The organism is Mesorhizobium sp. M1E.F.Ca.ET.041.01.1.1 (assembly GCF_003997355.1).
Lineage (GTDB): Bacteria > Pseudomonadota > Alphaproteobacteria > Rhizobiales > Rhizobiaceae > Mesorhizobium.
On sequence record NZ_RZSL01000281.1, the window covers coordinates 1 to 7900 of the forward strand.

A 7900-nucleotide genomic window follows, 5' to 3' on the forward strand; every position below is an offset into this window, starting at 1 on the left:
CCAGGCTCCAGGCGTACGCAGTCCCGGCGCCGGACAAGGCCGTCGCGGCGCTTCTCGACACGCCGCCCCACTATCTCGACCTCGGCGCCTTCGCACGCGACCGGGCGCTCGGCGCCGACGAGATCGCACGCCTCATCGATCGTCTCGGCCTTGCCACCATTTCCGTCGGTGAGACGCAGGTCGTGGTCTCGTCGATGCGGTGGGCTCGGTTCAAGCGCGACTTGAGCACAATCCTGGAGACCTTTCATGCCGACAACCCGGATTTGCCGGGGATTGGCATGGAAAAGCTGCGCCTTCACCTCGATCCATGTCTTCTTGCGCCGGCTTTCGCCGCTGCCATGCGAAGCCTCGTCCGCGCCGGCCAGATCGAGCTCGACGGCGCCTGGATACGGCTTCCCGGCCATGAGGTCCGTCTCGCGGCCAGGGAGGAGGCACTATGGCGTGAGGTCGAACCGCTGATAGCCGGCTCGGTGAGATTCCACCCCCCAAGAGTGCGCGACATCGCGGGCGAGCTCGGCAGGCCGGAAGCGGAAATCCGCAAGCTTCTGAAGCTTACCGGCCGCATCGGCACGGTGCATGAGGTTGCGCATGATCACTTCTTCCTTCGCCCGGCGTTGGCTGAGATCGTCGAGATCGTCTGCAGTCTGGCGGCCGAGCATGACGGGCAGTTCAGCGTCGCACAGTTTCGCGACAGTGCGGGCAGCGGGCGCAAGGTTGCAGTCCATATCCTCGAATTTCTCGACCGGCATGGCGTCACCCTGCGGCGCGGCGACCTGCGGCGCATCAACAAGCATCGGCTGGACCTGTTTCGCCGCGAGGGCGACAATGGTTCACCGGCAGAAGATTCTGGAGGAGCATCGTCCCCGGTGGGGCGTCCGGACTTCAAATCCGGGAGGGGCCGCGAGTCGGTCCTTGGTGGGTTCGACTCCCACTCTCTTCCGCCATCCTCTTAAAGCGCGTCGCGATCTTTCAGATTCGCTCCGTGCGCTTTAGGTTTTTGATTTTACGCATGTCTTTGTCCCGAAACCGGTTCCCACTTTCGGGAGACATGCTTTAGAGCCTGGCCCTGAAAATGTGTCGGACCTTTCCGAGGAGGTGACGCGATGCCAGCATCCTTTCTGCTTGAACTGAGGACTTCTGCGGAGGCCGCCAAGGCTGCGGAGACAAGTTTCCGGCACGAAGCAGCAAGGCGGATTGCAGCGCTGGAGCAGGAACGCGCATTCGCCTTCAGGCGGCTCAACCTCATGCAGGCGATCGCCGATGCTATGGGCCTAGCGGAAAGTGAGGATATCGCCGTGGCGAACGCATTCGCCGCCTTGCGCGCGAGCCTCGGCTGGAATGCCGACAGCGAGGCGCGCTCGGAGGTGATCTCGCATTTTGGCCCGGTCGCGCTAGCAATGTTCCAGGATTTAAGCGGAAACCAATCCGCCAATATCCATGCCGCGCTCGCGGAGTTCGAGCACTGGTTTTCCGACACCCGGGGCTCCAGCTTCTGGGCCCTGTTTGAGCAGCAGATGCCCGACACGCCTGTAGTCGATTTCTGAAGAAATCCATATCCATGAACCGGCTGGGCCGTTTCGCCGCCTGGTGTTCCCCCTATTGCGCAACCGCGACTCGGTACAGCCGCGGGCGATAACTGCCAAGTCGCGATACAAGCACTGTCACAACGGTCCGGAAGTGTGGCGGGATGGCCGCGCTGCCCAAAGCCGGCCTCACAAGTGACAATTGGCGGACTGCGACCTAGAGCGGTTCACCGTTTCACGGAAACGCCGAACCGCTCTAACTCTTTGTTTTTACGCAATTCCGGGCGGAAAACCGCTCACACTTTTCCTGGAATTGCTCTAGCTAACGTGCGGTCGCCAGTGATGTCTGCTTATAGGCAACGGCAAGGCGAACTCTATGACCGACAAGCGGCGCGCACCAGCCGAATCCCCTGCATCGACGGCCTGCCGGAGCGAAGCGCTCCAGCGAATGACAAGGCACTTGACGCGACTGCAAACGGAGGCATGCTCGGCGGGGCGCGGCCTGCCTTCCCGACCCCGACGGAGTCACATCATGCAGTGGTCCTACCCGATCCTCCGTGTCGGCGGCACCGAGATCCGCATCCACCTGACCTTCCTGCTGCTGCTCGCCTGGATCGGCATCGCCTATTTCCAGGGGGGTGGAACGTCGGCTGCAATCGAGGGCGTCGGCTTCATCGGCGCCGTGTTCGCCTGCGTGGTATTGCATGAGCTCGGCCATGCCGCGGCCGCTAGTCGCTACGGCATCCGAACTCCAAAGATCACGCTCTTGCCGATCGGCGGCGTCGCGGAGCTGGAGCGGCTACCCGAGAAGCCGTCGGAAGAGATCGTCGTGGCGCTCGCCGGCCCGCTGGTCAATGTCGTCATTGCCGCTTTCCTCGTCGTAGCACTCGGGACCACCGTCGGTATCGACGCGCTGACGTCGATGGATAACCCGCGTGTCGCGTTCGTGGCTCGCCTCGCCGCCGTCAACATCTGGCTGGTTCTGTTCAACCTCATTCCGGCCTTTCCGATGGATGGCGGGCGCGTGCTGCGCGCCTTCCTCGCCACGCGCTACAATCGCGTGCGCGCGACGGAGATTGCGGGGACGGTCGGTCAGTTCGCCGCCTTCGCCTTCGGCTTCATCGGTCTCGTCGCCGGCAACGTGCTGCTCATATTCGTCGCGATCTTCGTCTACCTCGCCGCCACTGCGGAAACCCAGGCGATGGGGCTCGAGGCAGCGGCGCGTGCCGTTAACGTCCGCGACGTCATGATCAGCCGGTTCGAAAGCCTGCCGGCGACCGCGACCCTCGACGAGGCGGCACAGGCGCTGTTGCGCACGACGCAACACGAGTTTCCGATCGTCGACGGTGGCGGCAGGCTGCGCGGCGTGCTGACGCGTGAGGGGCTTGTCGCGGGCCTCCAGCAGCGCGGTGGTCAAGCTCCTGTGATCGAGGCAATGGCCGCAAATATCCCGGTGGTGCGAGACTATGAGAAGCTCATCAAGGCGCTCGAACCCCTGAGAAGCGGGGCTGCACCTGCGGTCGGCGTGGTGGATGCCGGAGGCCGTTTGGTCGGCTATGTCATCATCGAAAACATCGGCGAGCTCATGCTGCTGCGCAGCGCCGTCGCAAGCTGACGGATCTCGGTCGGGCCGCGGCCCATGGATATACGGCTAGCGCGTGAGATGCACTTGCGCTGGCCACGCCGTTTCGGGAGCTCGCGTGCTCCTTTCGTCCAGAGCCACTGAATCCGCAGGCCGGATGTTACCCCGGCGGCTATCCATTCTGGCCAGCCGGCGCGCGTTGCCGGGCGATCGTTGGCGTGGCCTAGAGCGGCTTCACCAGGAGCGGAACGCCCCTCTGCGGACCGGAATGCATGTAGCGCTGAAACACTCAGCAACAACCAGGTCCGTTCGCTGCTGCCCGCTTTTGAGCTTCAGCTGAATGTCTGCTCGCCGGCAGGCAGGATCGCGGCGCCGAAGGTCCTGAGATGGCGCAACCATGACCTCCAGTGTTGTCGCAGACGATGTTCGCTTTCGGGCGGCGGCAAGGCTGATCTCTACGACCGAGATGCGGCGCAAAACTGCCGTTCAAAAAAGCGCGGCGAGAGCGGCTCGAATGGGATCAATTTGCCACTTCATGACGCGACGCGATATGCGAATGGCACCGGTTCGGAATGTGGGGAACGCTTGTAGCGCACCTCCGCTACCATCGATCCCCTGTCCGGCCCACAGACATAGGTAAACGGCCGCCTCGCTATCGGGCGGCCCCCGGTCATAGCCACAGACGCCTTCCTGTGACGCAGAGGCAATCGTCTATCGGGGGGGCAACCACATCGGACATCCGCGTGGCCTCAAGCAATCCTTTGCTCAAGCTGCGCCATGTCCACGCCCTTCCGCAGGCCCGTTGCGACGACCGACACCCGGAATTTCCCAGCCAACGCCTGATCGAAGATGGCGCCGACGATGATATCGGCGTCGGCGTCGACCTCTTCCCGTATCCGTGTCGCTGCTTCATCGACCTCGAAGAGTGTCATGTCCATGCCGCCGCAAATCGAAACAAGCAGGCCTCTGGCGCCTGTCATGGAGGCTTCGTCGAGGAGCGGGTTGGCAATTGCAGCCTCGGCGGCCGTCCTTGCACGGCCTTCCCCGGAGGCCTCGCCGGTTCCCATCATCGCTCGGCCCATGTCCCGCATCACCGACTTGACGTCGGCGAAGTCGAGATTGATCAGACCCTCTTTCACGATCAGATCCGTGATGCAGCCGACACCGGCGTAGAGAACACGGTCCGCCATGGCAAATGCGTCGGCAAATGTTGTCCTGGCGTCGGCCACCCTGAATAGGTTCTGGTTCGGGATGACGATCACCGTATCGGCGCTCTCGCGAAGGCGTTCTATGCCTTCCTCGGCGGCCTGGGTCCTGCGCTTGCCTTCGAACGCGAAAGGCTTGGTGACCACGGCCACCGTCAGAATGCCGGCATCGCGCGCGGCACGCGCAATAATGGGCGCGGCGCCGGTCCCCGTGCCGCCCCCCATGCCAGCGGTGATGAAACACATGTGCGTTCCCGCCAGATGATCCATGATCTCGTCGATGGATTCCTCCGCGGCCGCGCTGCCGACCTGAGGCAAGGATCCAGCGCCCAGGCCCTCGGTCACATGCGCACCCAACTGGATCAGTCGCGACGACTTCGACATGGTGAGCGCCTGGGCGTCAGTATTGGCGACGACGAACTCGACGCCTTGCAATCCTTCGGCGATCATGTTGTTGACGGCGTTTCCGCCAGCGCCGCCGACCCCGACAACGGTGATCTTAGGCCTCATCTCGAGGATTTCCGGCTTGGCAGTCATTGTGGTCTCTCTACGGAAGGCACCGCTGCCCCGCCGCGTAACCATGCGGAACAACGTACACACGAATCAGGCGATCCCCACCGATATCAGAGAATCAGAGGAGACGCCTTGCTGCAAGGTCGGGCTGAGAGCCATGTGCTTTCGCGCCTCGGTGTTCGACGCCATTTTTCGCCATTTTGATTTCGCCTTCGCGCGCATGGTTCTGAAACATTGACGGACGAAAGAGTGCAGTCCACCTTTTGAGTGATCTGATTCAGCCCCTAGACCGAACCGGCCGAACAGCTCAGGGGACAATGAAAGGCCAGGCAGCAGCAAGCAGAAAAGAAACGCCGCCAGGCAAGGCCCACGAGGCCAGCGTGGATCTGATCGCGGTGGTTGTGGCGATGACGGGTCAGGGACCGAGCGTCCTCACCGTCGGCCAGGCCAACGCCCTGCCCTCGGGGCCGTTCGAGCTCGGCCATCGCTCCCTGCAGTCTGGCCTTAGAGCATGGGTGGAACAGCAGACCAGTCACCAGCTCGGCTATATCGAGCAGCTCTATACGTTCGCCGACCGCGACCGGATCGGCGAGCAGCGCCAGCAGCGCGTGATCTCGATCAGCTACCTTGCCCTGACGCGCGCAGAGCACCCCGCCGGATCGGGCAAGCGTGCCTGGCGGAACTGGTACGACTATTTCCCCTGGGAAGACCACCGTTCCGGTGCCCCGCCGATGGTTTCGGACATACTGCAGTCGCGCCTGCTGGCCTGGGTAGACGAGGCGGATCACGATTCATTGCGGCGTGAGCGCCGACAGCGGGTAGCGATTGCCTTTGGCTTTGACGGTCGCGACTGGAACGAAGAGCTCGTCCTTCAGCGTTACGAGCTCCTCTACGAGGCAGGCCTGATCGAGGAGGCAACACGCGGGTCGGCGCGAAGCACGTCCCCACTGGTACCTGGGGCCTCGATGATAGCCGACCATCGCCGCATCCTGGCGACGGGGATCGCGCGGTTGCGTTCGAAGATCAAATACCGCCCCGTGGTGTTCGAGCTGATGCCGCCGGCATTCACCTTCCTGCAATTGCAACGCACCGTCGAAGCGCTCTCCGGAAGACTGGTCCACAAGCCGAACTTCCGGCGCCTCATCGAGCAGCAGGATCTGGTCGAGGAGACCGGAGAGACGGCTGCCGACACCGTCGGGCGGCCAGCGAAGCTCTTCCGCTTTCGCCACGCTGTTCTCGACGAACGGGTTGTCGCAGGGACGAAATAGCCAATCGCGCCCTTGACATCCCTTATTCTCAAAGTAAGTATATCCAAATTATACTCACTTAGAGAATAATTGGAGCGCCGATGCCCGTCTCGATTTCGACCACAGCATCCCTCTATGATCGCGTGCGGCGGGTGATCCCGCCGATCGAATGGCCGGCCTTCACGGGCGACATCGACGCCATTCTCGCGCTCAAGCGTGAACGCAACGCCGTCATCCTGGCGCACAATTACCAGACGCCCGAAATCTTCCATTGCGTGGCCGACATCGTCGGCGACAGCCTTGCGCTCGCCCGCAAGGCGATGTCGGTCGATGCGGACGTCATCGTGCTCGCCGGCGTGCATTTCATGGCCGAGACGGCGAAGCTGCTCAATCCCGGCAAGACCGTGCTCATTCCGGATCTCGGCGCCGGCTGTTCGTTGGCCGACTCGATCACCGCTTCGGATGTGCGTCTGATGCGGCAGCGCTATCCCGGCGTGCCGGTCGTGACCTATGTCAACACCTCTGCCGCGGTGAAGGCCGAGTCCGACATCTGCTGCACCTCGGGCAATGCGCTGGCGGTGGTGGAATCGCTCGGCGCGCCGCGGGTGATCATGCTGCCCGACGAATATCTGGCAAGGAACATCGCTGCCCAGACGAAGATCGAGATCATCGCCTGGAAGGGACACTGCGAGGTGCATGAACGCTTCACGCCCGCCGATATACGCGAGCTGCGCGAGGCGCATCCCGGCGTCACGGTGCTCGCCCATCCCGAGTGCCCGCCGGAGGTTGTCGCCGAAGCGGATTTTGCCGGCTCAACGGCGGCGATGTCCGACTATGTCGGACGGCACAAGCCGGCGCGCGTCGTGCTGATGACCGAGTGCTCGATGAGCGACAACGTCGCCGTCGAGCATCCTGAAGTCGACTTCGTGCGCCCATGCAATCTCTGCCCGCACATGAAGCGCATCACGCTCGCCAACATCCGCGCGGCGCTCGAGGAGAACCGCCACATCGTCACCATCGACCCGGGCGTCGCTGAACGCGCACGACAGGCAGTGGAGCGGATGCTCGCCATATGACCATGCACAACCTCCACGGCCGGCCGGTCATCGTCGGCGGCGGCATCGCGGGCCTGATGGCGGCGCTTCATCTCGCTCCGGAACCGGTCGTCCTCGTCTCCAAAACCGCGCTGGGAGACGAAGCTTCCAGCGTCCTCGCCCAGGGTGGAATCGCAGCGAGCCTCGGCAGCGATGACAGCCCGGACCTGCATCTTGCCGACACGCTCGCGGCCGGCGACGGGCTTTGCGATGAGGTGGCCGCAAGACGTGTTGTCGAGGCGGCGCCGCAAGCGATCGAGCATCTCGCGCGGTTGGGCGTTGCTTTCGACCGTACCCCCGACGGCACGCTTCTGCTCGGGCTCGAAGCCGCGCATTCGCGCCGGCGGATCGTCCATGCCGGCGGCGACGCCACCGGCCGTGTATTGATCCGCGCGCTGGCAGCCGCCGTGCGACGGACGCCTTCAATCGCCATCCTCGAAGGCGTCGAGGTCCGGCGCCTGATTGTCGAGGACGGCGAAATCGCCGGCGTGCTTGCCGTTGGAAACGGGGAAGCTATGACGCTGTCGACTGGCCGCGTGGTGCTCGCGACCGGCGGTATCGGCGGCCTGTTCGATCATACGACGAACCCGCGAGGCTCGTTCGGCCAGGGCCTGGCGCTTGCCGCGCGCGCCGGCGCGGACGTTGCCGATCTCGAATTCGTGCAGTTCCACCCGACCGCGCTCGACGGCCCGCGGCGCCCGATGCCGCTGGTCAGCGAAGCGGGGCGCGGCGAGGG

General features: G+C 63.7%; 7 protein-coding genes and 1 tRNA gene. 7 read left to right on the plus strand and 1 reads right to left on the minus strand.

Annotated features, from left to right (window positions below):
* Positions 1 to 848: 848 nt before the first annotated feature.
* The 3 genes from EOA38_RS38870 to EOA38_RS21370 all read left to right on the plus strand — a co-directional run bounded on the left by EOA38_RS38870 (position 849) and on the right by EOA38_RS21370 (position 3138).
* Positions 849 to 944: transfer RNA gene (locus tag EOA38_RS38870), tRNA-Sec, on the plus strand.
* Between the two features lie 300 nt (positions 945 to 1244).
* Positions 1245 to 1544 carry a hypothetical protein gene (locus EOA38_RS21365; protein ID WP_126090227.1) on the plus strand — a complete coding sequence of 100 codons (300 nt, stop codon included), beginning with the start codon at positions 1245 to 1247 and terminating at the stop codon, positions 1542 to 1544.
* 511 nt (positions 1545 to 2055) lie between these two features.
* The gene (locus EOA38_RS21370) at positions 2056 to 3138 is read left to right on the plus strand and encodes a site-2 protease family protein (protein ID WP_126090228.1); all 1083 of its coding nucleotides are present in this window, start codon (positions 2056 to 2058) and stop codon (positions 3136 to 3138) included.
* A gap of 716 nt (positions 3139 to 3854) precedes the next feature.
* Here EOA38_RS21370 and ftsZ read toward each other — a convergent pair.
* A complete protein-coding gene (gene ftsZ / locus EOA38_RS21375; protein WP_126090229.1) occupies positions 3855 to 4847 on the minus strand; it encodes a cell division protein FtsZ in 993 nt (330 codons plus the stop codon).
* Here ftsZ and EOA38_RS21380 point away from each other — a divergent pair.
* The 4 genes from EOA38_RS21380 to EOA38_RS21395 all read left to right on the plus strand — a co-directional run.
* Entirely contained in the window at positions 4837 to 5061 is a 225-nt protein-coding gene (locus EOA38_RS21380; RefSeq protein WP_126090230.1) for a hypothetical protein, read from the plus strand. The two genes, ftsZ and EOA38_RS21380, sit on opposite strands and share 11 nt — an antisense overlap.
* A 79-nt stretch (positions 5062 to 5140) precedes the next feature.
* The gene (locus tag EOA38_RS21385; RefSeq protein WP_127300166.1) at positions 5141 to 6091 is read left to right on the plus strand and encodes a hypothetical protein; all 951 of its coding nucleotides are present in this window, start codon (positions 5141 to 5143) and stop codon (positions 6089 to 6091) included.
* A gap of 80 nt (positions 6092 to 6171) precedes the next feature.
* A complete protein-coding gene (nadA, locus tag EOA38_RS21390) occupies positions 6172 to 7146 on the plus strand; it encodes a quinolinate synthase NadA (protein WP_127300167.1) in 975 nt (324 codons plus the stop codon).
* Positions 7143 to 7900: FAD-dependent oxidoreductase (locus EOA38_RS21395; RefSeq protein WP_127300168.1), on the plus strand; the 758-nt coding region annotated here is incomplete at its 3' end. The genes nadA and EOA38_RS21395, both read left to right, overlap by 4 nt.